This window comes from Mycetohabitans sp. B8 (assembly GCF_021991875.1).
In the GTDB taxonomy this organism is placed as follows: domain Bacteria; phylum Pseudomonadota; class Gammaproteobacteria; order Burkholderiales; family Burkholderiaceae; genus Mycetohabitans.
Genome location: NZ_JAHLKR010000019.1, coordinates 284,205 through 310,017 on the forward strand (window position 1 = coordinate 284,205; position 25,813 = coordinate 310,017).

Annotated in this window: 21 protein-coding genes; 7 read left to right on the forward strand and 14 right to left on the reverse strand. The window is 64.2% G+C overall.

The window, feature by feature from the left end:
- Window positions 1–61 precede the first annotated feature (61 nt).
- On the forward strand, window positions 62–1,615 hold the full coding sequence (locus KQH60_RS12025; protein ID WP_237576658.1) for an efflux transporter outer membrane subunit: 1,554 nt from the start codon (window positions 62–64) through the stop codon (window positions 1,613–1,615).
- Here the strand turns inward: KQH60_RS12025 and KQH60_RS12030 are convergent.
- Together KQH60_RS12030 and KQH60_RS12035 are read right to left on the reverse strand one after the other, a co-directional pair.
- Window positions 1,587–2,348 carry an ABC transporter permease gene (locus tag KQH60_RS12030; protein WP_237576778.1) on the reverse strand — a complete coding sequence of 254 codons (762 nt, stop codon included), beginning with the start codon at window positions 2,346–2,348 and terminating at the stop codon, window positions 1,587–1,589. The genes KQH60_RS12025 and KQH60_RS12030 overlap by 29 nt on opposite strands.
- On the reverse strand, window positions 2,348–3,298 hold the full coding sequence (locus tag KQH60_RS12035; protein ID WP_237576779.1) for an ABC transporter ATP-binding protein: 951 nt from the start codon (window positions 3,296–3,298) through the stop codon (window positions 2,348–2,350). Before KQH60_RS12035 ends, KQH60_RS12030 begins: the two co-directional genes overlap by 1 nt.
- A gap of 247 nt (window positions 3,299–3,545) precedes the next feature.
- On the opposite strand from KQH60_RS12035, the gene KQH60_RS12040 reads away from it, so the two are divergent.
- The 3 genes from KQH60_RS12040 to KQH60_RS12050 are packed head-to-tail and all read left to right on the forward strand — an operon-like array spanning window position 3,546 to window position 6,191.
- Window positions 3,546–4,442: a metal ABC transporter solute-binding protein gene (locus KQH60_RS12040; RefSeq protein WP_237576659.1), complete on the forward strand. Its 897-nt coding sequence runs from the start codon at window positions 3,546–3,548 to the stop codon at window positions 4,440–4,442.
- The gene (locus tag KQH60_RS12045; protein ID WP_237576660.1) at window positions 4,439–5,404 is read left to right on the forward strand and encodes a metal ABC transporter ATP-binding protein; all 966 of its coding nucleotides are present in this window, start codon (window positions 4,439–4,441) and stop codon (window positions 5,402–5,404) included. The genes KQH60_RS12040 and KQH60_RS12045 overlap by 4 nt, the downstream gene beginning before the upstream one ends.
- Window positions 5,397–6,191, forward strand: coding sequence for a metal ABC transporter permease (locus tag KQH60_RS12050; RefSeq protein ID WP_237576661.1), 795 nt, complete (start codon window positions 5,397–5,399; stop codon window positions 6,189–6,191). The genes KQH60_RS12045 and KQH60_RS12050 overlap by 8 nt, the downstream gene beginning before the upstream one ends.
- Window positions 6,192–6,444: 253 nt before the next feature.
- On the opposite strand, the gene KQH60_RS12055 is transcribed toward KQH60_RS12050, so the two are convergent.
- The 4 genes from KQH60_RS12055 to KQH60_RS12070 form a co-directional block, all read right to left on the reverse strand.
- Entirely contained in the window at window positions 6,445–7,884 is a 1,440-nt protein-coding gene (locus KQH60_RS12055) for an MFS transporter (RefSeq protein ID WP_237576662.1), read from the reverse strand.
- 439 nt (window positions 7,885–8,323) lie between these two features.
- The gene (locus KQH60_RS12060; protein ID WP_237576780.1) at window positions 8,324–9,835 is read right to left on the reverse strand and encodes an efflux transporter outer membrane subunit; all 1,512 of its coding nucleotides are present in this window, start codon (window positions 9,833–9,835) and stop codon (window positions 8,324–8,326) included.
- Between the two features lie 10 nt (window positions 9,836–9,845).
- The gene (locus KQH60_RS12065; protein ID WP_237576663.1) at window positions 9,846–13,019 is read right to left on the reverse strand and encodes an efflux RND transporter permease subunit; all 3,174 of its coding nucleotides are present in this window, start codon (window positions 13,017–13,019) and stop codon (window positions 9,846–9,848) included.
- An 18-nt stretch (window positions 13,020–13,037) separates the two neighbouring features.
- Window positions 13,038–14,306, reverse strand: coding sequence for an efflux RND transporter periplasmic adaptor subunit (locus KQH60_RS12070; protein ID WP_304611070.1), 1,269 nt, complete (start codon window positions 14,304–14,306; stop codon window positions 13,038–13,040).
- 403 nt (window positions 14,307–14,709) lie between these two features.
- Between KQH60_RS12070 and KQH60_RS12075 the strand changes: the two genes are divergently transcribed.
- Window positions 14,710–15,348 carry a TetR family transcriptional regulator gene (locus KQH60_RS12075; protein ID WP_237576665.1) on the forward strand — a complete coding sequence of 213 codons (639 nt, stop codon included), beginning with the start codon at window positions 14,710–14,712 and terminating at the stop codon, window positions 15,346–15,348.
- A gap of 16 nt (window positions 15,349–15,364) precedes the next feature.
- On the opposite strand, the gene KQH60_RS12080 is transcribed toward KQH60_RS12075, so the two are convergent.
- From KQH60_RS12080 to KQH60_RS12095, 4 genes are all read right to left on the reverse strand, one after another.
- Window positions 15,365–15,523, reverse strand: a complete 159-nt coding sequence (locus tag KQH60_RS12080; protein ID WP_237576666.1) for a hypothetical protein — start codon at window positions 15,521–15,523, stop codon at window positions 15,365–15,367.
- Window positions 15,524–15,623: 100 nt separating this feature from the next.
- The gene (locus KQH60_RS12085; RefSeq protein WP_237576667.1) at window positions 15,624–16,055 is read right to left on the reverse strand and encodes a carboxypeptidase-like regulatory domain-containing protein; all 432 of its coding nucleotides are present in this window, start codon (window positions 16,053–16,055) and stop codon (window positions 15,624–15,626) included.
- Window positions 16,056–16,210: 155 nt separating this feature from the next.
- Complete coding sequence (locus tag KQH60_RS12090; RefSeq protein WP_237576668.1) at window positions 16,211–17,566, reverse strand: ATP-binding protein; 1,356 nt, start codon at window positions 17,564–17,566, stop codon at window positions 16,211–16,213.
- Window positions 17,567–17,575: 9 nt separating this feature from the next.
- Window positions 17,576–18,235 (reverse strand): response regulator transcription factor, encoded by a 660-nt coding sequence (locus tag KQH60_RS12095; protein WP_237576669.1) that lies wholly within the window; start codon window positions 18,233–18,235, stop codon window positions 17,576–17,578.
- A 199-nt stretch (window positions 18,236–18,434) separates the two neighbouring features.
- On the opposite strand from KQH60_RS12095, the gene dacB reads away from it, so the two are divergent.
- On the forward strand, window positions 18,435–20,216 hold the full coding sequence (gene dacB, locus KQH60_RS12100; RefSeq protein WP_237576670.1) for a D-alanyl-D-alanine carboxypeptidase/D-alanyl-D-alanine-endopeptidase: 1,782 nt from the start codon (window positions 18,435–18,437) through the stop codon (window positions 20,214–20,216).
- Between the two features lie 412 nt (window positions 20,217–20,628).
- A complete protein-coding gene (locus KQH60_RS12105) occupies window positions 20,629–21,720 on the forward strand; it encodes an SGNH/GDSL hydrolase family protein (RefSeq protein ID WP_237576671.1) in 1,092 nt (363 codons plus the stop codon).
- Window positions 21,721–21,794: 74 nt separating this feature from the next.
- Here KQH60_RS12105 and KQH60_RS12110 read toward each other — a convergent pair whose 3' ends face one another.
- The 4 genes from KQH60_RS12110 to KQH60_RS12125 form a co-directional block, all read right to left on the reverse strand.
- A complete protein-coding gene (locus tag KQH60_RS12110; protein WP_237576781.1) occupies window positions 21,795–22,838 on the reverse strand; it encodes an L-threonylcarbamoyladenylate synthase in 1,044 nt (347 codons plus the stop codon).
- 77 nt (window positions 22,839–22,915) lie between these two features.
- Window positions 22,916–24,067, reverse strand: coding sequence for a 5-(carboxyamino)imidazole ribonucleotide synthase (locus KQH60_RS12115; protein ID WP_237576782.1), 1,152 nt, complete (start codon window positions 24,065–24,067; stop codon window positions 22,916–22,918).
- A 192-nt stretch (window positions 24,068–24,259) separates the two neighbouring features.
- Window positions 24,260–24,832 carry a 5-(carboxyamino)imidazole ribonucleotide mutase gene (gene purE, locus KQH60_RS12120; RefSeq protein ID WP_237576672.1) on the reverse strand — a complete coding sequence of 191 codons (573 nt, stop codon included), beginning with the start codon at window positions 24,830–24,832 and terminating at the stop codon, window positions 24,260–24,262.
- Between the two features lie 12 nt (window positions 24,833–24,844).
- Window positions 24,845–25,741, reverse strand: coding sequence for a phosphoribosylaminoimidazolesuccinocarboxamide synthase (locus tag KQH60_RS12125; RefSeq protein ID WP_237576673.1), 897 nt, complete (start codon window positions 25,739–25,741; stop codon window positions 24,845–24,847).
- Between the last annotated feature and the right edge of the window lie 72 nt (window positions 25,742–25,813).

Below are 25,813 nucleotides of genomic sequence, written 5' to 3' on the forward strand. Positions count from 1 at the left end.
GGCGCGCCCTGCCCCGTTGCCGCCGTGCTACGCTACAGTGGATTTTTACGACGGGGGTTCGATGATCGAGGTTGGGTCCGGCACCAGCCGTACGCGGGCACGCCACGCACGGCCTCGCTACAGGATGCAGGCGCTATTGTTCGCGTGCGCGGCGCTGAGCGGATGCATGGCAAGCCCCGATTTTCGCCGCCCCGACGCTCCACAGACTGATCGTTACACGCGCTCGCTGATGCCGCAGCGCACTGAGCAGAGCACGGGCCAGTCGGGCGCCGCGCAGCGTTTCGCGCCGGGCGAGGACATCCCCGCCGCATGGTGGTCATTGTTCCGCTGCAAGTCACTAGACACGCTGATCCGCCAGGCGCTGGCCGACAGTCCGAATGTCGCATCGGCCCAGGCGGCACTGCGCCACGCGCGTGAGAATTATGCGGCGCAAGCAGGCGCGAAGCGGCTGCCCGGCATCGACGCGCAGCTTGGCGGCCGGCGCCAGAGGATCAATGGCATCACGTTCGGCCAACCGGGCTTGTCGCAGGTGCTGAACCTGTACAACGCATCGATCGACGTCTCGTACAACCTTGACCTGTTCGGCGCCACGCGGCGCGAACTCGAATCGCTGCAGGCGCAGGTCGCATACCAGGACTACCAGTTGCAAGCCGCCTATCTGGCGCTCACCGCGAACATCGTCACGGCCGCCGTGCGCGAGGCGTCGCTGCGCGCACAGATCGAAGCCACTGTGCAGATTGCCGCGCATGAGCACGACCAACTCACCGTGCTGCAACAGCAATTCGAGCTCGGCGGCGTGGCGCGCACCACCGTGCTCGCGCAACAAACCCAACTTGCTCAGACGCGAGCGAACCTGCCGCCATTGCAACAATCGCTTGACCAGGTGCGTCACCAGTTGGCGATCCTGGCCGGCAAGCTGCCAAGCGACGCCGAGTTGCCCGAGTTCCGGTTGGACATGTTCACGCTGCCTATCACGTTGCCTGTCAGCGTGCCGTCGGCACTGGTGCGCCAACGGCCCGACATCCTCGCGTCGGAAGCGCTGCTACATCAGGCCAGCGCGCAAGTGGGCGTGGCCACAGCGGCGATGTACCCGCACCTGACGTTGAGCGGCAGCCTCGGCGCCGAGGCATTGACGCCGGCGCAAGTGTTCCGGGCGGCCAATACCCTATGGAACGTCGGTGCGGGGCTAACCCAGCCGCTATTTCGTGGAGGACAGTTGCGCGCCCAGCGTCGCGCCGCGGTGGCGGCACTCGAGCAAGCGCACGCGCAATATCGGGAAATCGTGCTGCTTGCGTTCCAGAACGTGGCTGACTCACTGCGCGCACTGGACCATGATGCCAGCAAACTGCGCGCGCAAACCGACGCATGGCATGCCGCGCGCGACGCGCTGTCGCTCACGCGCGACCAGTACCGGCTGGGCTCGGTCGGCTACCTCGCCCTACTAGACGCACAACGGCAATATCAACAAACCGTCATCAACCTGGCCCAGGCACAGGCTGCGCGCTATGCCGATACGGCCGCGCTGTTCCAGGCGCTGGGCGGGGGATGGTGGAACGCGCGCGACGGGCAGGCTGGCGCCGGCATACTCAACTCTTCAGACGGTACCCGGTCTTGAAGATCCATGCGACGATCGCCACGAACACCGCCAGGCATGCGAGTGTCACGCCCACGCATACGCCGATGTGCACGTCGGCCTCGCCCTGGAAACTCCAGCGAAACCCGCTGACCAGATACACAACCGGGTTAAACAGCGCCACCGTGCGCCAAAATGGCGGCAGCATGTCGATCGAATAGAAGCAGCCGCCGAGAAACGTCAGCGGCATGATGATCAGCAGCGGCACAACCTGCAGCTTCTCGAAGTTGTCGGCCCACACGCCGATGATAAAGCCGAACAGCGCGAATGTGAACGCGGTCAGCAGTAGAAACAACAGCATGAAGCCCGGATGGTTGACCTGGACCGGCACGAACAGATGGGCTGTCGCGAAAATGATCAACCCCAGCATGATCGACTTGGTCGCGGCCGCGCCAACATAGCCGATCACGATCTCGACATACGACACCGGCGCGGACAGCAACTCGTAGATCGTCCCGGTGAAACGCGGAAAGTAGATGCCGAACGACGCGTTTGAGATGCTTTGCGTGAGCAGCGACAGCATGATCAGTCCGGGTACGATGAATGCTCCATAGCTCACGCCGTTGACATGCTGGATGCGCGAGCCAATGGCCGCACCGAACACGATGAAATACAGTGACGTCGAAATCACCGGTGACACGATGCTCTGCATCAACGTGCGCCAGGTGCGCGCCATTTCGAAGCGGTAGATCGCACGGATCGCATACACATTCATCATTGCGCCTCCCGTCGTTGTGGTTCGCGGCGCGCCTCCATGAGGCTCACGAAGATATCTTCGAGCGAACTTTGTGTCGTCTGCAAGTCCTTGAACGCGATATTCGCGTCATCCAGCGCGCGCAGCAACTCGATGATGCCCGCATGCTCGGCGCGCTCGTCATAAGTGTAGATCAACTCGTTGCCGCTGCGCGCCAACTCGAGCCGATAAGGGGCAAGCTGCTGCGGCACGCTTTGCAACGGCGTGTGCAGCTGCAGCGTGAGCTGCTTCTTGCCGAGCTTGCGCATCAACTCGGCCTTCTGGTCGACAAGCATGATCTCACCGTTGCGAATCACGCCAATGCGATCAGCCATCTCCTCCGCTTCATCGATATAGTGCGTGGTCAGTATGATCGTCACGCCGCTGTCGCGCAACGAGCGCACGAGTCGCCACATGTCGCGCCGCAATTCGACGTCCACGCCTGCGGTCGGTTCATCCAGGAACAATATACGCGGCTCGTGCGACAGCGCCTTGGCGATCATCACGCGCCGCTTCATGCCGCCGGACAGCGTGCGTATCTTGTTGTCTTTCTTGTCCCAGAGCGACAGCGCCTTGAGCACTTTTTCGATATGCGCAGGATCGGCCGGCTTGCCGAACAAGCCGCGGCTGAACGAGACCGTGCCCCAGACCGATTCGAACGTGTCGGTGGTCAACTCCTGCGGCACCAACCCGATGGTCGCACGTGCGGCGCGATAATCGGTGATGATGTCATGGCCATCGACCATCACGCGGCCCATGCTCGGATTGACGATGCCGCAGATGATGCTGATCAACGTCGTCTTGCCCGCACCGTTCGGTCCGAGCAGTGCGAAGATCTCGCCACGCCGGATATCAAGGTTGATGTCGTGCAGCGCCCGGAATCCGGACGCATACGTCTTCGAAAGGTGGGATACGGAAAGAATGATCTGCATGCCTGGGACAATAGCAGAAGCCAGCATTTCGTTCAGCATCGACGTCCCCCGAAAACATGCTCGCCACGGCCCCTGACATGAGGAGAGCGGCGCCGGTGCACTGTTATGTTATACCGCCGCATCAAACGTTATGTTATATCATCTACTCTCGTGCGATGACGCCAGCACGCCCGCGCCCGGCCACCGTCGGAGCGGGCCCTTCGTCGATCCCGGTCCGCCGCGTCGCGGGCCTATCCGGAGCCGTTTGATGAAACGCCTTGTCGCGACCGTTGCTGCATCGATCGCCCTCTGCCTGCCGCTACTCGCCGCACCCGTACACGCTGCAGCCGCCCAGACAATCCAAGTCGTCGCAGCCGAGAATTTTTATGGCGAACTGGTCCAGGCGCTGGGTGGCCCGCATGTGTCGGTCACCAGCATCCTGAGCAACCCCGATCAGGATCCGCACCTGTTCGAAGCCAGCCCGAAGACCGCGCGGGCGCTCGCCTCAGCGCAACTGGTCGTCTACAACGGCGCGAACTACGATCCATGGTTGCCCAAGCTGCTCGCCGGCTCGCGTGCAAGCCGCCAGCCGCGCACCGCGATCGTCGCCGCCGAGCTGGTCGGCAAGAAACCGGGCGACAATCCGCACCTGTGGTACCTGCCCGCGACCATGCCGGCAGTAGCGCGTGCGGTCAGTGCATTCCTCATGCAGGCGGACCCAGCACACAAGGCCGACTATGCTATCCGGCTGACACAATTCATCGACTCGCTCAAGCCAATCGATGAGAAAATCGCCGCACTGAAGCAACGTTATCAAGGCGCACCGGTGACCGCGACGGAACCCGTGTTCGGCTACATGGCCGAGGCTATCGGCTTGACGATGCGCAACGAACGTTTCCAGCTTGCGGCAATGAACGAGACTGAGCCCAGCGCAGCCGATGTCGCCGCCTTCGAGCGCGACCTGAGGACGCGGCAGGTGAAGGTACTGATTTACAATAGCCAGGCCAGCGACACGTCAACCCAACGGATGCTGAAGATTGCGCAGCAGTCACATGTGCCGACGGTGCACGTCACTGAAACGGAGCCGGACGGCAAAACGTACCGGCAATGGATGCTGGAACAACTCGACGCCTTGGAAAAGGCATTGCAAGGACAGGCTCAATGACTGACCCGGCGATCGAGCTGAATCGCGTCACGCTCGAATTGGGCCCGCGCCGTCTGCTCGACGATGTCAGCTTCACGGTGGGCAACGGCGAGTTCATCGGCGTACTGGGTCCCAACGGTGCCGGCAAAACCACGCTCATGCGTGCGCTGCTCGGCCTGGTGCCCCCCGCCCACGGCACGCTACGCGTGCTCGGGCAGCCCGTCACGCGCGGCCATGCCGCGATCGGCTACATGCCACAGGTGCGCAGCACACCGGCGGCGCAGCGCCTGTGCGGCCGGGACTTTGTCGCATGCGCGGTCGACGGGCACCGCTGGGGGATCACGCTGGCCCGAGGCCGCACACGCCGAGCGGTGGACGACGCGCTGGCGATTGTTGGCGCGTTGGCGCTGGCTGGTCGGCCCCTCGCCGAACTGTCCGGCGGCGAACGCCAGCGCCTGCTGCTCGCGCAATGCCTGCTCGGCCAGCCCCGATTGCTGTTGCTGGATGAACCGCTGATCAGCTTGGATCCGAACCACCAAGCTGGCGTCGTCGAGTTGGTGCGTCGAGTGCAACGCCAATTGGGCATCACCGTGCTATTCAGCGCCCATGAACTCAATCCACTGCTCAACGCGATCGACCGTGTGCTCTACCTAGGCAACGGCCGCGCCGCGCTCGGCACCGTCGACGAGGTCATCACACCACCGGTGCTGTCACGGTTGTATGGCGCGCCGATCGACGTCATGCGACTTGCCGGACGGATCTTCGTCATGTCTGGCGGCGTGGAAATCGACAAGCGCGATCACGCGCACGAAGATGACGGCGGCCACAGCCACAGCCACAGCCACAGCCACAGCCACAGCCACAGCCACAGCCACAGCCACAGCTATCAGCATAGCGCTGCGCCGGGCCCTGGCCCTGATCACCTGTCGATGGCACGCCAGCCCGACCACGCCCTCGCGCGCCGTGGAATACACGATGTTTGAATACGAGTTCATGATCAACGCGTTCGCAGCGTCCGGTATCGTCGCGATCGTCGCCGGCATCGTCGGCTTCTTCCTGGTGATGCGCCAGCAGACCTTTGCAGGACATGCACTGTCGCATGTCGGCTTCACTGGCGCCACCGGCGCCGCGCTGCTCGGCGTTTCACCACTGTGGGGCATGATCGGCTTCACGGTCGCGGCCGGCATTGCGATGGGCGCGCTCAGCGAACGCTTGTCTGGACGCGACGTCGCCATCGGCATCACACTGTCGTTGTCGCTCGGCGTCGGCTTGCTGTTCCTGCATTTTTTTACCGCCTATGCAACGCAGGTCACCACGCTGCTGTTCGGCAACGTGCTGGGCGTGAGCACCAGCGTACTGGCATCGCTTGCCTGGCTGGCGCTGCTGGCCCTTGCCGCGTTAGCGGCCATCGCCCGGCCACTGATCTTCTCGAGCCTGCAGCCCGACTTAGCTGAAGCCAAAGGCGTATCGCTGCGCGCCGTATCGGTGCTGTTCCTGGCGATCGTCGCCATCGCGGTCGCGCAATGCACGCAAATCGTCGGCGTGCTGCTCGTGTTCACGCTGATGGTAGGGCCGGCCGCTGCCGCGCAGAATCTCACCACGCGGATCGGTGCCGGCGTCGCATGCGCGGCCCTGCTCGCGCTCGCGCAGGCATGGAGCGGCATCACGTTGGCGTTCTACACCGACTGGCCGACGAGCTTTTGGATCACCACGCTGTCCGCCCTCGCGTACGGCGCCAGCCTGCTAGTACGGTGGCGGCGTCGGCTATAACGGCTTGCAATCGACGTCCCCCGTTTGCGTGCCGTCATCAGCTCCCGAACGCGGTCCGTCAGCCGCAACTCACACTTGCGGCCACCAACGAGCAACACACCGGCGGCCATCGACCTGCATCCTGTACGGGCCCGCTTCGGTGATGGGTACGTTCATACCGCACTTGGGCAGCGTCCACGTGGGCAACCTGCTGTTCATCGTCGGCCGCTACGCATTCTCTGAGCGCGGCAGCATCATGTCCGCCGGGCCCGGGTCAATCAGTCAGCACCGCATGAGCGTCGGGCGCGGGCCACTTGACACGCAGCAGTGTGGAACCGAGCACGCCGGCCAATAACGCAAATAGTGCGCCGATGCCAAACACGGCGTGATATCCGGCGTTGAGCGCAGCTTGCGCCATGGTGCCGGATGCGGCCAGCGCGTCGGTGCGTGCCGCCGCGACGCTGGCCAGCACGGCCAGTCCCAGCGCGCCCCCCATCATGAACGCCGTATTGACCACGCCGGACGCGAGCCCCGATTCGGATGGCTCCACTTCGCTCATTGCGGCCAACAGCAACGGATTGAACGCAATGCCCGCGCCCACGCCCAGCAGCGCCATGCCAGGCAGCACGTCCAGCAGAAAGCCGCCGTCCAGCGGCGCGCGCGCAAACAGCGCCAATCCGAGCGCCGCGGCCAGCAAGCCGACGCCAAGCGGACGGCGGATTCCGAAGCGCATGATCAGCCGGGCTGACAACCCCAGCGAAAAAAACGCCATGATGAGGTTCCCCGGCAGGAACGCGAGCCCCACTTCGAGCGGGTTGTAGCCGAGCACGCGCTGCATGTACAGCGCAGAGATGAAGAACCAGGCGAACATGGCCGCGGCCCACAACACGGCGACCAGGTTCGCGACTGAGACGTTGCGCAGGCGAAACAACCCGAGCGGCATCAGCGGCGCGCGCACCCGCGCCTCGATGACAATGAAGCCGATGAGCAGTGCAACGGCCAATGCGAGCAATCCGAGCGTCGTGGGCGAGAACCAACCGGCTTGGTTGCCGTTCACGATTGCGTAGACGGCCAACATCAGCGAGGCGGTCACCGTGATGGCGCCGCCAATGTCCACGCGTGCCGGCGGTGCGTCGGCACGGCGCGATGGCAGCCATGCCGCGCACAGCCCATAGACCGCGATGCCGATCGGCAGATTGACCAGGAAAATCCAGTGCCAACTCAACACGCTTGTCAACAAGCCGCCAAGCAGCACGCCAATGCTGCCACCGCCGGCGCATACAAAGCCGTATATGCCCATCGCGCGCGCGCGCTCGCCCGCTTCGGTAAACAGGTTCATGATCAGTGACAGCGACACCGCGGATACCACCGCTCCGCCCAGGCCTTGCACCGCGCGTGCGGCGACCAGCGCATGCTGCGTCGTCGATAGCCCGCATGCAAGCGACGCAAGTGTGAAAAATACGATGCCGGCCAGGAATACGCGACGGTGACCGTACAGGTCACCGAGCCGGCCGCCCAGCAGCAGGAAACCGCCGAAGGTCAGTATGTAGGCATTGACGACCCACACCAGTGTGGTTTCCGTAAAGCCGAGATCGGCACGGATCGACGGCAGGGCGACGTTGACGATCGTCGTGTCGAGCACGATCATCAGCACGCCAAGACAGAGTATCACTAACGCGAGCCAGCGTTTGCGGTGGTCCAGGCTGGCACTCATGTATGACAGTCTCCTTCGAAGCCAATGTGCGCCACCGCGCGCGGCCATGACCGCACGCAGTCGCATCGCGAGAGTGGGGGTAAGCCAAACTTACAATGGGTTGGCGCGGTATAGAACTATGAGAGCCGCTTGGTCGCCCCGCCCCCTCTCGCCGCCCTTCCCGCCGCGCGCGCCGCGAAGGCCAGCCCGGGACGACTGGGAGCGAGCGCAGGACGCCAACGAACGTCACGCGCATCGATGCAGGCGGATTGCACCCGTGCTGATACGGTACCAGCGCACGCCCACATCGTGCGTCCCAGTACGGTTCGACATGACCAGCATACAACTGAAATACGACCGGATGTACCGCAACGAAGCCGGTACAGCCTAGCGTGATGGTCCCTCCCGTTACGACCCGAAGGGTCCGGTGCGAATCGCCACACCGGAGCGCACATCGCGCTTAGCCGGCGCTCGCCGACGTCGCCACTGGCGCGCTCGCCGCACCCAGCACCGCCGGCGCGTCAGCCGGCCTCGGGGTATCGCCGGTGTGCTGCAGCCAGCCACCACCAAGGTATTGATACAGATCAACGAGGTTCGTCAGCCGGTTCAACCGCGCCGAAATTAGCGACTGCTGCGCGCCGTAGAGGTCGCTTTGTGCAGTCAGCACATTCAGATAACTGTCGACGCCATGGCGATAACGCAACTCGGACAACTCGAGCCGCCGTTGCTGCGAAGCCACATAGCGGTCCAGCGACTGAATCTGCTGATCATACGTGCCGCGCGCGGCTAGGCCATCGGCCACTTCGCGGAATGCAGTTTGAATCGCCTTCTCGTACTGCGCGATCGCAATTTTCTTGCCGACGTCGGCCAATTGCAGATTCGCGACGTTCAACCCGCCTTCGAAAATCGGCAAGTTGATCTTCGGCGTGAAGCCCCAGGCAGCCGATCCCGGCTTGAACAACCCGCCCAGCGTCGGTGATAGCGTACCGAAGTTGCCGGTCAACGAGATATTCGGGAAAAACGCGGCACGCGCGGCGCCAATATTCGCGTTAGCTGCCAGCAACCTCTGCTCGGCCTCCATCACATCCGGACGTCGCATGAGCAGATCCGACGGCAGGCCGGCCGGGATATCGGCAAGCAGGCTCTGCGCGTTCAGCGGCAGGCCGGCCGGCAGATCCTCCGGCAGCGGCTGGCCAACCAGCAGCACGAGAGCATTCTCGGCCTGCGCGCGTACGCGCTGCTGCGCCTGCAGGTTAGCACGCGCCTGCTCGACGATCCCCTGCGACTGGCGCAGGTCGAGCTCGGAGCCGGTACCGGTGTCGAACTGCAGTTTCGCCAGTTGATACGACGCGTTTGCGGTATCGAGCGTGCGCTGCGTGACCGCGAGTTGCTCGTCCGCGGCCAACACCGCCAGGTATTGGTCGGCAACCTGCGACACCAGCAAGATCTCGGCGGCTTTGCGCGCCTGGGCGGTCGCCAGATACTGCGCGAGCGCCTGATCTTTCAGGCTGCGCAAGCGGCCCCAGAAGTCGATCTCCCATGACGCCGACAAGCCAACCGAATACTGGTTGCTGATCGTATGGTCGAAGAACGACAAACTTCTCGGCGTACGCGTCTTGGTCTCGCGGCCCACCGCGTCCAGTGTCGGCAACAGGTCCGCGCGGGTCACGCGATATTGCGCGGCGGCCTGCTGCACCTTCAAGACCGCGACCGTGAGATCCCGGTTGTTATTCAGCGACAACTCGATCAATCGTTGCAAGCGCGGATCGTTGAAAAACTCGCGCCAGCCGATATCCGCAGCGGCCACGCCGTTGGCGCCCTGCTGGCCGGGCGCCACGCGCGGCTGCGTCACATACACGCCGCTGTGCGGAAATGTCGACGCGACGGGCGGCGCTGGGCGCTCATACTTCGGCTGGAATGTGCACGCCGATACCAACGCAGCAACGGCCACGGCGATCGCAAGCTTACTCATCGGTTTCATATCAATGCCCTTGCTGGTTCGAGCCGCTACCTTCAATGCGTGACCGCGTCGGCTCACCCGCCGGCTTGTTGTCCGAGCTAAAACGATCGCGGATCACGACATAGAACATTGGGATCATGAAAATCGCCAAAAACGTTGCGGTCAGCATCCCGCCGATCACGCCCGTGCCGATCGCGTGCTGGCTGCCCGAACCCGCGCCGCTGCTCACCGCGAGCGGGAACACGCCAAGAATGAACGCAAGCGAGGTCATCAGGATTGGACGCAACCGCAGGCGCGCCGCTTCCATCGCCGCAGCCATTGCGCTCATGCCTTCCTTCTGCTGCAGCTCGCGGGCGAATTCGACAATCAAGATCGCGTTCTTCGCGGACAAGCCCACCGTGGTCAACAGGCCCACCTGGAAGAACACGTCGTTTTCCAGCCCGCGCAACGTCACCGCCAACAGCGCACCGATCACCCCGAGCGGCACGACCAGGATCACGGCGAATGGGATCGACCAGCTTTCATACAGCGCCGCCAGACACAGGAACACGACGAGGATCGAGATCCCGTACAGGATCGGCGCCTGCGATCCCGACTGGCGCTCCTGGAACGACAAGCCGGTCCATTCAAAGCCGATGCCGGCAGGCAGTTTCGCGGCAATCGCCTCCATCGCCGCCATTGCCTGGCCGGTGGACTTGCCGGGTGCGGCCTGGCCCTGGATCTGGACTGCCGAGATGCCGTTGTAGCGCTCCAGCTTCGGCGAGCCAAAGGCCCAATTACCCGTGGCGATTGACGTGAACGGCACCATCGTGCCCGACGCGCTGCGCACGTACCAGTTTGCCAAATCCTCCGGGTTCATCCGGAACGGCGCATCCGACTGCAAGTACACTTTCTTGATCCGGCCATCGGTATCGAGAAAGTTGTTCACATACTGCGACGCCCACGCGATCGAGAACGTCTGGTCGATCGACGACGCAGACACACCAAGCGCCTGTGCCTTTTCGCGATCAATGTTGATCTTGAACTGTGGCGTGTCGTTCAATCCGTTTGGACGCACCAGCGCGAGCATCGGATCCTTCGCGGCCATGTCAAGCAACTGGTTGCGCGCCTCCATCAGTTTCTCGTGGCCAAGCCCGCCCCGATCCTGCAGCTCAAAATCAAAGCCCGATGCGGTGCCAAGCTCCGGAATCGACGGCGGATTGACCGGAATGACCTTCGCATCCTTATACGACGCGAAGTGACCGAACATGCGCTGCACAAGCGCCTGCACCTTTTGATGCGACGCATGCCGCCGCGAGTAATCCTTCATCCGGACGAACGCCAGCCCGGCATTCTGGCCACGGCCCGCGAAGCTAAAGCCGTTGACGGTGAACACCGACTCGACGACATCTTTCTCGTCTTGCAGCAAGTAGTTCTGCACATCCTGCAGCACCTTGGCAGTACGCTCCTGCGTGGAGCCGGCCGGCGCTTGCACCAGCACGAACATCGTGCCCTGATCCTCATCAGGCAGGAACGATGTCGGCAGCCGCATGAACAGCAACCCCACCGCGACGATCACGGCTAAGTAGATCATCAGCCAACGCCCGGAGCGCCGAATGACGTGCCGCACACCATCGTGGTACTTATCGCGACTGCGATTGAATGTGCGGTTGAACCAGCCGAAAAAGCCCGTTTTCTTCTCGTGATGACCGGCCGGGATCGGCTTGAGGATCGTTGCGCACAACGCCGGCGTCAGAATCAACGCGACCAGCACCGACAGCACCATCGCGGAGACAATGGTCAGCGAGAACTGCCGATAGATTGCGCCGACCGAACCACCGGATAGCGCGACTGGCACAAACACCGCCGACAACACCAGCGCCACGCCAATCAGCGCGCCGGTAATCTGCCCCATCGCCTTGCGCGTCGCCTCACGAGGCGACAATCCTTCCTCGGCCATCACCCGCTCGACATTCTCCACTACCACGATGGCGTCGTCGACCAGCAAGCCAATCGCCAGCACCAGGCCGAACATCGATAGCACGTTGATCGAGAAGCCCGCCGCGTTCATGATCGCGAACGTGCCAAGCAGCACCACTGGCACCGCGATCGTCGGGATCACAGTCGCGCGCAGGTTCTGCAGGAACAAGTACATGACCAGGAACACCAGCACGATACCCTCGAGCAGCGTCTTGACCACTTCCTCGATCGACAGTTTGACGAACGGGGTCGTGTCGTACGGGTACTCAACGACCAGCCCCTGCGGGAAGTACTTCGACAGCTCGTCGATCTTCTGGCGCACCGCCTTGGCCGTGGCCAGCGCGTTCGCGCCAGTGGCCAGCTGAATGCCGAAGCCTGCCGTCGGTTGACCGTTGTACTTGGTATCGAAATTGTAGTTCTCACCACCAAGCTCCACGCGCGCGACATCCTTCAACCGCACGCGTGAACCGTCTGGGTTCACTTTTAATAAAATGTTGCCGAATTGCTCCGGCGTATTAAGCAGCGTGGCCTCCGTGATTGTTGCTTGCAACATTTGCCCGGGCTTCGCAGGCGTGCCGCCAATCTGGCCGCCGGCGACCTGCACATTTTGCGTCAGCAACGCCTGCTGTACATCGATCGGCGTCAGGCTGTAGTTCGTCAACTTGGCCGGATCGAGCCAGATGCGCATCGCATATTGCGAGCCGAACAGCGTAACCGTGCCAACGCCATCGATCCGGCTAATCGGATCCTGCACCTTCGAGGCAACATAGTTTGCGAGGTCGTACTTCGACATGTTGCCGTCTTTCGACACGAACGCCATCACCAGCAGGAAACTGCTGCTCGATTTCGTCACCTTTGTGCCAAGCTGCTGCACCACTTGCGGCAGCAATGGCGTAGCCAGCTGCAGCTTGTTTTGCACCTGGACCTGCGCAATATCCGGATCCGTGCCTGGCGCGAACGTGAGCGTGATCGTCGCGCTACCGGAGTCGTCGCTGGTGGATGACAGATACAGCAAGTGATCAAGCCCGCTCATTTGCTGCTCGATGACCTGCGTGACGGTATTCTCAACCGTTTTCGCGGATGCACCCGGATAGTTTGCGCTGACCTGAATCGCCGGCGGCGCAATCGTTGGATACTGCGCGACGGGCAACTGGAAGATCGACACGCCCCCCGCCAGCATCAAAATAATCGCGATCACCCAAGCAAAGATCGGGCGATCAATGAAGAATTTAGCCATGAAGCGATGCTCCTCGGATTATTGCGCGGCGCTAGCACCGGCCGACGCGCTCGCGGCAGCCTGGCTGGCCTCACCGGGCTGCACGCCGGATGCGGCCGACGCCGCGTCGGGCGACGGGCTCGCCGTCATTTCGGGCGGCAGTTGCGCAGGCACCGGCTTGACGGTTGCACCCGGGCGCACCTTCTCGGTGCCCTGCACGATGACGCGCTCACCCGGGTTCAGGCCGCTTTCGACAATCCAGTTCGCGCCATAGGTTCGGCTGGTAACCAGCTGGCGCAGCGTGACCTTGTTGTCCGAGCCGACCACCAGCGCGGTCGGCATGCCTTTCTGGTCGCGCGTAATCCCGACCTGCGGCACGACAATTGCCCGCTCGTTGACCCCCTCGACGACCCGCGCGCGCACAAACATACCGGGCAGCAGCACGCGATCCGGGTTTGGAAACAATGCCCGCAGGATGACCGAGCCGGTGGACTGGTCGACCGTCACGTCAGCAAACTGCAGCTTGCCCTCGATCGGATAAAACGTACCGTCCTCGAGCATCAGCTGCACTTTCGCGCTGTTTGGGCCCTGGGTGCGCAAGCGCCCCTCCTGGATCTCGCGCCGCAATCGCAAACCATCAGCGCTCGATTGGGTCAGATCGACATACATCGGATTGAGTTGCTGCACAGTGGTCATCAACGTGGCCTGGTTCGCCTGCACGTATGCGCCCGGCGTAACAACGGACAGACCGATGCGGCCATGAATCGGTGATACCACGTCGGTATAGCCCAGGTTAATGGCCGCCGTCTGCACCGACGCCTTGCCAACCGCGACATCCGCCTCAGCCTGCCGCTCGGCGGCTACCGCATTGTCGTACTCCTGCTTGCTGATCGCATTCGACGCAACTAGCACCTTGAAGCGCTCCGCCTGAGCACGGGTCGATGCGAGATTGGCTTGCGCCTTGGCGAGCGACGCCTTCGCACTGGCGAGCGCGGCCTCGTACGGCGCCGAGTCGATTTTGTACAGCCGCTGGCCGGCCTTGACCTCACTACCCTCGGTGAATTCGCGGCGCTGCACGATGCCGTCCACGCGCGCGCGCACCTGCGCGACGAGGTACGCGCTGGTGCGCCCGGGCAAATCGGTGATCACCGGCACCGGCGTGGGCTCCACCGTCACCACGCCGACTTCGGGTATCTGCGCTGGTGGAGCGGCCGGCTTCTTGCCGCACCCGGCAAGCATGAAAGCTGCGGCTACCGCGGTCGCCGCGGTAACGGGGAAAAAACGTACTCGAACCCAATCGACGCGCATGGAACGCACCTCTGTATCTGACTGTGGCTAAGAATTGGAAGGACCCCACGCCTAGAACTGCCGGGTCGCGTCTGCCGACGCCTGATCGCCGGCCGTGCGCAGTACTGCGGCGCCCGGAACCCAAATGCGCCGCCTAAGTTGCATGCGACTGAGGAACGCAGCGAGCTTGACTTCGCGTCACGCGCGCCGATCAGCTACCGTACCCGGCGCGTCGTGCACTCCCGGAGAAAACGCCGGTTGGCCTGACGATCAACGGATGCTATTGTATATACATTCATTGCTGAATGTATATTACCGTAAAATTTTGATAGCCATCGATTGCGCACTGGCCCACGTCATGTGCGATCCACCCGGGCCGTGCCGGCTCTGCGATTCGCACAAGAGCGCTTGCAGCAACGAGACCATGAGAAGGACCAAAGAAGAAGCCCTTGAGACGCGCAACCACATTCTTGACACAGCCGAAAGAGTATTTTTTGAACGGGGTGTGGCGCGCACGTCACTTGCGCACGTCGCCGTGGCAGCCGGGTTGACGCGCGGCGCGATCTACTGGCATTTCAAAAACAAGGCCGACCTGTTCACCGCGATGGTCGACCGGGTCACGCTGCCAATGGAAACGCTGGTCGAGGCCACCGTTGACTCGCGCGAACAGGACCCGCTTGGCAGATTACGCGACGTATTCGTGTTCTGTCTGCGCGATGCCGCACAAAATCCCCGCAGCCGGCGGGTTTTCGAGATCCTGTTCACGAAATGCGAATACACGGAGGATATGGGCCCCGTGTTGGAGCGTCACCGCAACGCGACCCGCGATGGCCGTGCGCGGCTGGAGATCGGGCTGCGCAACGCGATGGCCAAGGGCCAATTGTCCGCCGAGTTGGATCCGCAGCGCGGCGCACAGTTGCTGCACGCGTTCTTCGGCGGCATCCTGCGCGATTGGCTGCTTGACCATACGTCAATCGCGCTGGCGCAGGAAGCGGAACGCATCGCGGACAGTGGTTTCGCGATGCTGCGCAGCAGCCCGGCGACGCTCGCCGCGCCCTGCTGACACGCCGCCAACGCGCTTACCGGCTCAGGTACAGCGCCCAGTAGTACGCGAGCGCGAGCATCGCGGTCAGGCCCCCGGTGATCGCGGCAGCCGACATACGTCCGTGGTGCGTGTGCTCATCGCGCGGTGCCAGCCCGTGCAGCGGCGCATCGGCACTGGGCCGCCGCTTGGACACGGCAGGCCGCGCGTTTTGTGGCCGTCATGATGTCTGCACCTAGTATTGGCAAAATTGCGCTGCCACACATCGTGCGTCGCGCCCGCAAAACGCGCCGCGTTTACGACTGCGACCAGCGAAACGCAAGCGTCGCGTGGCGCCCCAGTGCAATCGACTTAGTCTGCGCCGCGTCCTTGTACTGCACGCGTACCGTGTAGCGTCCGGGCGCGAGCTTGACCAGCATGTACGGACCCTCCGAAATTGTATCGAGCACGCTCTGGCCGCCCGCCTGCGTGATGGTTACATGCACGTCGGCCAGGTATTCGTTGCGCGAGCCGGTGAACTGCAACGCGAGCGGCCAATGCGGCGCCTCGCGGCGCAACGCCTGCGACTCGTCCAACCCAACGCCGCCCGACGTATAGCTGACCTCGCCTTGCGTGCTGACCGGCGGCAAGCCGTTGTTGTCCTGCGCCCCGGCCCGTGTAGCAAAGCCGGTGACGCCGAGCAAGCCGGCCGCCAGCATGGCAAGCCCCATTCGATGGCGGTTTTTCATCGTGTCACTCCTCTCCTAGACTGGTTCAAGGACGGCAGGTCCGCGGCGCGCCGCGCACACGGACCTCCCTACTTTACCGACCCGATCAACGGCATACGGTTCCAGCGAACCACGCGGCCAGTAAAATTTGTTACCCTGGCGTTTTTCATGGGTCGTCACATCGGGGCCGGAGTAGCTGCGCGCGCGCCGCCCGAGTGCCGCGCAAAGGTGACGCTGACGCGCAATCCGCGTCCGCCCGGTCCGTCGTCCAACTGTAATGACGCACCGTGCTGCTGCGCGACACCCCGCACGATGGCCAGGCCCAACCCGCTGCCACAGATTTGTGCGAGCGACTCATCGCGTGCCGGCATTCGATAGAATCGATCGAACACGCGCGCGCGCTCCGATGCTGGGATGCCGGGCCCGGTGTCAACGATCTGCACGCGCGGCCGGCCAGCGCCGTCGACATCGATCGACACGTCGACGCGCCCGTCCCGTGGCGTGTACTTGACCGCGTTATCGACCAGGTTGCCGATCATCATGCGCAACGCGTCGGGGTCGCCGGACACCGTCGCGTCCGCGGCCCCGTCCATGCCCAGGTCTACGCCGCGTTGCGCGGCGAGCGTCGTATACGCGCGCACGCTATCCTCGACCACCGCGCGCAACGACACGGGCACCCCTGCGCTGACGCAGTCCGCGCAGGGCTCGGCACGCGCGAGCGCCAGCAATTGCTCGACCAGCCGCGTCGCGCGCTCGACCCCGTGCTTCAGGTCCGCCGTCGCCTCCCGCCGCGCCGCGTTGTCCCGCGCACGCTCCAGCAGCTGCACCTGGATCTGCAACGCGGCCAGCGGCGTGCGCAACTCGTGCGCGGCATCGGCGACAAACGCGCGCTGCGTATCCAGCGCATGCGCCAGCCGCTCGAGCAATCCGTTGAGCGCGCGCACCAGCGGCTGCACCTCGTTGGGCAGCCGCCGGTCCGGCAACGGGTCGAGCGCGTCCGGTTGCCGTGTGTCCAACGCAAGCGCCACGCGGCGCAACGGCTTCAGCCCGCGGCCGATGACTAGCCAGACGGCCACGCCCAGCAGCGGCAACAGCATCAGCGAAGGCCACAGCGTGCGCAGCGCCACTTCCGCCGCCAGCCGGCTGCGCACGCTCATCGGCTGAGCGAGTTGCACAACATTGTCGCCCACCACCGCGCTATAGACCCGCCAGTCGCCACTGGACGTGTGTTCGGTCGAAAAACCCAGCCTGGCGCGCGGCGCGAGGGGGGCGCGTGGGTGCGAATAGTACAGTTGCACGCCTTCGCGGCTCCAGATCTGGATCACGACACCGCCGCTTTCCGGATCGCCCGCGCCAAACGCGGAACTGAACGGCTCCGATGGCAACGCCGCGGCAGTCTGCTGTAATTGGAAGTCGAACAGTTCATTGGCTTCAGCCCGGGCCTGCCGAAAAGTGAGCCAGCCTGCCAGGCCGAAGCCCGCTAGCAGCACCGCGATCAGCGAAATCAGCAGTTGTCGGCGAATCGAATTCATCGGCCCGCGTCACGCCTTCGGCATCATGTAGCCCAGCCCACGCACGGTACGAATCATTTCCGCACCAAGCTTCTTGCGCAGTGAATGGATATAGACTTCGACCGTATTGCTGCCAATCTCCTCGCCCCAGCCATAGATCTTTTCCTCCAGCTGGCTCTTGGAGAACACCGCGCCAGGCCGCGCGAGCAGCGCCTCGAGCAACCCATACTCGCGCGCGGACAACGCAACGGGCACACCATCGAGCGTGACCTCGCGCGCGGCCGGATTCAACGTCAAGCCGCGGTGCCGAATCACTGTCTCGGCCCGACCGGCCTGACGGCGCACCAGGGCCCGCATGCGGGCGCCAAGCTCGTCCAGATCGAACGGCTTGACCAGGTAATCGTCCGCGCCCGCGTCAAGCCCTTTGACACGATCGGCCACTGCATCACGGGCGGTCACGATCAGCACGGGCAGCACATGTTTTTTGGCGCGCACCGTCTTGAGCACATCCAGGCCGTCGCGCTGAGGTAATCCGAGGTCAAGCAGCATCAGGTCGTACGGCTCGCCGTCAGCGGCCAGGATCGCCGCGGCGCCGTCCTGGACCCAATCCACTGCCCAGCCGTCCGCGCGCAGCGCCTTGCGCACACCTTCAGCGATCATCGGGTCGTCTTCGACGAGTAAAACACGCATGGGGCTGACTGTTCGTCCCTCCACAATTGAGTCATGCGCACATTCTATCCTTGTCGCCACACCGGTTTGGCGCATCACCGCACCGTGTCAAATTTTGTATCGTGGAGCCGTCAGCCTGCCACTGTCACTACAATGAGCACTTTGCGCGCAACCAGCCGCCATGTCGGCGTCAGCGCGTTTTTATCGCTCGCGCTTCTCTATGCTTCCGCATCCGTTCGCTTTCTTTGGCCGCGTCCCCCGGCTCGGCCTCGCCCGTCTCATCCTGTCCGCTGTCCGATCGCTCAGCCGTAATGTCGATGTCCGCCAGGGCACTGCGTGCGTCACGACCCTCCCGCGGCAAGCGGGCGTGGCGGCACAGCGCTCGCGCCGCCAGTGGCTGGCCGCGATACTCGCGTGTGCGGCATGGGTTGCACTGCCAAGCGTGCCCACGCCGGCCTTCGCCGACGCGAAGCCCCAGGTCAAGGGAAGGCAAGCCAAGAGCAAGGCAAGTCGCAACGCGACGGCCAACGCATCGTACGTCAAGGCCCGCCCGAAGCGCTGCAAAGGCAAGACCGCCGACTGCGCGGTCAACGTACCGTCCGGCCCGCTGCCCGCGCCGGTGATGGACGGGCTCGCGCGTGCACGGGTGCCGCCCTCGTCGGTCAGCGTCGTCGTGCAGCGCGTGGGCGACACGCGGCCGTTGCTCGCGTGGAATGCGCGCGCGCCCATGCTGCCCGCCTCGACGATGAAACTGGTGACCACCTACGCCGGCCTGTCGATCCTCGGTCCGGATTATCGGTGGCGCACGAGTGCATACCGGGACGGCAGCATCGACGCCTCCGGCGTGCTGCACGGCAACCTGTACATCCAAGGCACGGGCGATCCGAAGCTCACGCCGGAAGAATTGCTCGACCTGGTGGACAAGATCCACAAGCAAGGCATCATTGCGGTGGACGGCGACCTGATCCTGGACAAGCGATGGTTTGACGCATCCACGCGCGACCTGCCTGCGTTTGACGAGAACACCAACTCACCGTACAACGTCGGCCCAGATCCGCTGCTGTATGCGTTTAAGTCGCTGTCCTTTACGTTGAACCCGTCGCCGAGCGGCGACGTGGCCATCAACATGACGCCTGCGCTCGCGCAACTGAAGATCGTCAACCAGTTGCGCGAGACGCGCGGCGCGTGCACCAGCGTGCTGCACAGCATGACCCCAGCCATCAAGCTCACGCCGCAAGGCATCGTGCAAGCGGTATTCAGCGGCGACTATCCGACGCGCTGCGGCGAGCGTACCGTCAACATGGCTGCACTGGATCACTCGAGCTTTTTTGCCGGTGGTTTCCTGGCACTGTGGAAGCAGACCGGGGGCACCTTCACCGGCACGGTGCGCGAAGGTGCGACGCCACCCAACGCCCACCTGGTGGTCACCCATCGTGGGATAGAACTCTCGACGATCGTGCACGACATCAACAAGTTGTCGAACAACACGATGGCACGCAACCTATTCCTGTCGATCGGTGCAGTGGGCGCGCGCCCGATTGCGTCGCACCTGCCCGTCAATCTCGCCCCGCCGGTGCCGTCCACGCCCGCGCGCAGCGCGCAGGTCATCCGTGACTTTTTGGCCAAAAGCGGGCTGGCGATGCCCGAGTTGAAACTGGACAATGGCTCCGGCCTGTCGCGCAACGAGCACATCAGCGCGGCCTCGATGGCTAAGCTGCTGGTGGCGGCCAACGCCAGCCCTGTCGCGCAGGCCTTCGTCGCGTCGTTGCCCATTGCCGGCGTGGACGGCACGATGCGTCACCGGCTCACCGGGGCACCAGTGGGCGGCAATGCGCGGATCAAGACGGGCACATTGCGCAACGTGCGCGCGATTGCCGGCTATGTCGCCGCTGCGAGCGGCGAAAGCTACGTGGTCGTGAGCTTGATTAACGATCCACGCGCCGCCGCCGCGCGGCAGGCACACGATGCCTTACTCGAATGGGTCTACCAACGCGCCCGGTAACGCTCGCTGGCGCCGTAGTTTCAAGCATCCAGAAAAACCCTGACGGCACGCGCGGTTGACCGTGTCTTATTGAATAAAGCCTCTAGCTGATAGACGCAATCATCGATCAGAGTCGGTGTACCCTTAACCCGTTCTTGCCGTGGCTGCTTAGACGGCTCTAGCGGGACGAAGCGCCGGTGCACCCCGCCCGGCATAACAATGACAATGCACGAGCGGCACCATGCCGCTCGAGACGCATATCGGAGGACGCGAGTGCGGTTCGACGCCATTTGGCTGCTGCCGGCGTCGGGGAAACATTTCGTTATCCATATCGATTTGATCCGCCGCGATGTCAACTCGGCAAGCGCGTGGCGCGCGGCCGCTTACGATCCATCCGGCCTGATGGCACGACCTATTTATATCAGGAGACACAATGAAGAATCAGAAGAACACGTTGCAGCGCTTCGTGCGCACAGCGATCGCATGTTCCACATTTGCGCTGCTCGCCGCGTGCGGCGGTGGTAGCAGCGGCGATCCATCGACGCAGACTCCAGCGGGAAACATCCGACTGCAAGTGGTCGCGTTCGGCGACAGCCTATCCGATGCCGGCACCTATGCAGTGACCAGCACGAGCACCGCCGGCCCGCTCGCGTTAGGCGGCGGCCGCTTCACGACCAATCCCGGGCAGGTGTGGACGCAGAACGTCGCGCAATACTACGGTGATACGCTCACGCCGGCGTTCAAAGCAGGCTTCGGCGTGCCGTTGACCGCGGCGGGCGGCTTGGATTACGCGCAAGGCGGGGCCACGGCCAATACCCGTGGCTCGACCACCAGCGCCGGCATGACGGCCGAGCCCGTCACCTGGCAGGTCAGCGCCTACTTGCAGGCGCACGGCAGCTTCAACAGCAACCAATTGGTGCTCATCGAGGCCGGGGCCAACGATGTGCTGAACAACGCGCAAGCGCTGGCGGCCGGCCAGATCACGCAGGCCGCGGCGATACAGAACATCACGACGGCGGCCATCACGCTCGCCCACGTAATCGACCAGATACTGCAGGCTGGCGCAACCAAGGTGGTCGTCGCGAACCTGCCCAACATTGGCGTGACGCCGCTCGGTGTGTCCAGCGCCGATGGCGGCGCCGAACTCACGCAACTGTCGGCCGGCTTCAACACCGCGTTGAAGGCGGCGCTCGCGCAAGGCGGCATCGACCAGAAGGTGATCCAGCTCGACGTATTCTCGTGGATCACCCACCTGGCAGCCAACTATCAAGCCAATGGGTTCAAGGTCGGTGCCACCGGCACCGCATGCGATTTGACCAAAATGGTCGCGTCGGCGCAACAGGCCGGCGAGCCCAATCCGGCCTCGTACGGCACGTCGCTGCTGTGCGCGCCGGACAGCTACACCGAGCAGAACGCGGACCAGACCTATATGTTCGCCGACCAGATCCACCCGACGACTCGCACGCATCAGTTGTTCGCGCAATTCGCGCAGGAGCAGATCGTGGCGCACGGCATCGGCAAGTAATTGCCCGGTAACGCGCGCAAGCCACGCGTGGATAGCGATGGGGCGCTCGACCGGGCTCCCCCGGTCCGGTCGCGTCAGACGCCGGCTTCGAACGCCGCCGCCGCGCGCCGCAGCCGGTCGTTGACCGCGGCCCACTCGGCGGTCGCCGGCAATGGCTCGATGAAGATACGCAGCACGTTCGCGCCGTCCAACTCGCGCAGCATCCGGTACAGTTCGCGCGCATACACATGCGGATCGTCGGGCGCGGCGACAAACTGCAAGTTGGGCCGCGCACGCAACGCCTTGGCCTGTGGCAGGCTGGCGCGCGCGATGACCGCCAGTCGTTCATGCGGCGCATGGGCGGCGACCTCGCACAGAATCGCCTCGAGCGGCAGCAACGCGAGCGGCGTGCGCGGCGCATAGTGAGCCTTCAGCGTGCCGGAGGCGCGCGGCGCCGTGGCATCGCTACCGTCGGGCAGCCGCGGCGCTGCGCCGAGCACGTCGGCGAGCTGCTGCGGGGTGATCCGCCCAGGGCGCAGCAATGCCGGAAAGCCACGCGACAGGTCGATGATTGTCGACTCGATGCCGACATCGCATGCACCACCGTCCAGTACGTGCACGCTGTCGCCAAACTCGTCGCGCACATGCTGTGCAGTCGTCGGACTCACATGGCCGAACTTGTTCGCGGACGGCGCGGCCACGCCGCCGTGGCCGCGCTGCAAGTCGGAGAACGCGCGCAGCAACGCCTGCGCCACCGGATGCGACGGACATCGCAGCCCGATCGAGTCTTGCCCGCCGCTCACCGCGTCCGGGATCGCGTCGGCTCGCTTCAGGATCAACGTCAATGGCCCGGGCCAAAACGCATCGATTAAGCGACGTGCGTCCGCCCCCAGCGTACGGACCCAGCCACCAGGATCGTCACCTGGCGCCAAATGGACAATGACGGGATGGGTCGCAGGCCGGCCCTTGGCTGCGTAGATGCGCGCCACGGCCTGTGGATTGCGGGCATCCGCGCCCAATCCGTACACTGTCTCGGTCGGGAACGCAACCAGTTCGCCGGCGTCCAGGCGGCGCGCGGCGGCATCGATCGCGGCCGGCGCCGGCCACCCGCGCGTCGGCGCGTCGCTGCCGGCAGACATCGGCGTTGGCGCATCACTGTCAGCAGACGTCGGCGTTGGCGTGCCGCGCCCGTCGTTACGTTGCCGGGTGCCGTTCATTAGAGTGGGATATGCAAAAGGCGCGCGCAATCGCGCGCGGCCGCCCGGGCTTCGTCCAGCGTCAGCGCAGTCAGCGTCAGATGGCCCATCTTGCGCCCGACGCGGGCTTCTTCCTTCGCGTACAGGTGCAGGTGCGCACCCGGTATCGCGGCAACCTCGTGCCATGGCGGCACACGCGGCGTCTTGTCTGCAAACCACACATCACCGAGCAAATTCAGCATGACCGCGGGCGAATGCTGGCGCGTGCAGCCCAGCGGCATGCCCGTCATCGCGCGTACCTGCTGCTCGAACTGGTTCGACACGCACGCATCGATCGTATAGTGGCCGGAATTGTGTGGCCGAGGCGCCATCTCATTGGCCACCAGCGAGCCGTCCTTTAACACAAAGAACTCCACGCACAGTACACCAACATAGTCTAATTGTGCCGCAATCGACAGCGCCGCAGCCTGCGCCCGCTCGATGAGCGCCGCATCCGCACCTGGCGCCGGCGAGATCGTCTGCGACAGAATGCCGTTAAGATGGATATTCTGTGCGACTGGAAACACCACCGTCGTGCGGTCCGCGCCGCGCGCGACGATGGCCGAGATCTCGTACGCGAGCGGCAGCCGCTGCTCGAGTACGCACGCGACGCCGCCCAGCGCCGCATGCGCGGCGCGCACCTCGTCCGGGTTGCATACGCTCATTTGCCCCTTGCCATCGTAGCCGAGCCGCGCGGTCTTCAGGATGCCCGGCAGCACCGCCGCCAGGGCCTCATCGGACAGGGCCTGCAGCGCGGACGACGACTCGATCACCACGTGTGGTGCGACCGGTACGCCGGCCTGCTCGATCCAGCGCTTTTCGGCGATACGGTCCTGCGCGATGGCAACGCACTGCGCAGACGGACTTACGCAGGTGGTGCGCGCCAGCCAGTCCAAGCTGGCAGCGGGCACATTCTCAAACTCGGTCGACACCGTCGCGCACAGCCGTGCCATTTCAGCGAGCGCCTCGCGATCGTCATACGCGGCACAAAGATGGCGGTCCGCAACGCCGCCCGCCGGACAGGTCATCTGCGGATCCAGCACGGCGACACGGTAGCCCATCGCCTGCGCGGCAAAACAGAACATGCGGCCGAGCTGGCCGCCGCCGATCATGCCTAGCCATGCGCCCGGCATGATCGGCGCGCGCGGATAGGCGGCTGCGCCGAATGTGGGCGAGCCGGCACGCACGGCGGAGGAAGAACCCGCATTCACGGGTAAACAAGCGTCTGTCATCTTGTCAGGATAATTAGATCGGCGGCTGGGCCCCTGGGACACACAGTTCAATGCCGAGGACGCTGCCAGCGCCTCGACCTGCGGCGCTTAGCGTCAGTCTGCCGGCAGCACCATCGCCCGCGCGGCGTCGTTCTGGCGCACGCGGAACGCCGCGAGCTTGGACGCAAAGCCGTCCGCGTCGACCGGCGCGCCGGCGCTGCCCGTGCTCGCGAGCAACGCAACGGCGAACAACGCGGCATTGGCCGCGCCGGCCTCGCCGATCGCAAACGTCGCGACCGGCACGCCTTTAGGCATCTGCACGATCGAGTGCAGCGAGTCTACACCCCGCAGGTACTTGCTCGCCACCGGCACGCCGAGTATCGGCACCGTCGTCTTGGCCGCGAGCATGCCCGGCAGGTGTGCAGCGCCGCCCGCGCCGGCAATGATCGCGCGCAACCCACGCGAACGCGCCGCTTGCGCATACTCGAACATCTCATCGGGCATCCGGTGCGCGGACACGACGCGTGCCTCGTAAGGCACGCCGAACTCACGCAGGATCGCCACGGCGTGCTGCATCGTATCCCAATCCGATGACGACCCCATAACCACGCCAACCAGCGGGCTCGGGTGACTGTGCACACCGCTGGACTGTGCTGGCTGCTTTGCTAGCTGCTGAACTTCATTCATTGCGCGCTTCCGTTATCTATGCAGCGGCTGGCCCGTGAGCCGCTCGAGGGCTTCGCGGTATTTCGCCGCGGTCTTGTCGATCACCTCGTGCGGCAGCTTCGGCGCCGGCGGCACCTTGTTCCACGGCTGCGCGTCCAGCCAATCGCGCACGAACTGCTTGTCGAACGACGGCGGGTTGGTGCCGACCTGGTATGGGTCCGCAGGCCAAAATCGCGACGAATCGGCGGTCAGCACCTCGTCCATCAGGTACAGCTTGCCGTCGTCATCAAGCCCGAACTCGAACTTGGTGTCCGCGATGATGATCCCGCGCGTGGCCGCGTAGTCCGCGGCCGTCTTGTACAGCGAGATGCTGATGTCGCGAATGCGCGCGGCCAGCTCGGCGCCAATACGCTGCTCGACCTCAGCAAACGTGATGTTCTCGTCATGATGGCCGATGTCCGCTTTCGCTGCCGGCGTGAAGATCGGCTCCGGCAGTCGTTGCGCGTTCTGCAGGCCCGCCGGCAGCGCGACGCCGCACACCGAGCCGCTGGCCTGATAGTCCTTCCAGCCGCTGCCGGCAAGGTAGCCACGCACCACCGCCTCCACCAGGATCGGCTGCAGGCGCCGCACCACTACCGCACGGCCGGCGACTTGCGGCACCTCGTCGGGTGCGACGACACTTTCCGGCGCCACGCCGGTCAAGTGGTTCGGCACCACGTGCGCAAGCTTATCGAACCAAAAGTTGGCCATTTGGTTCAGCACGCGCCCCTTGTCCGGAATCGGCTCGCCCATGATCACGTCGAACGCTGACAGGCGGTCAGTCGTCACAATCAGCAACTTGTCGTCGCCGACCGCATAATTGTCGCGAACCTTGCCGCGGCCCAGCAGCGGCAGCGACTTTAGCGTGGATTCATAGAGCACAGAGGGCATCGTCGGGTCCCAGAAAGTGGAAAAGCCGTTCCGCAGCAATGCGGGAACGGCGTGTATTGTAAACCGTGCGCG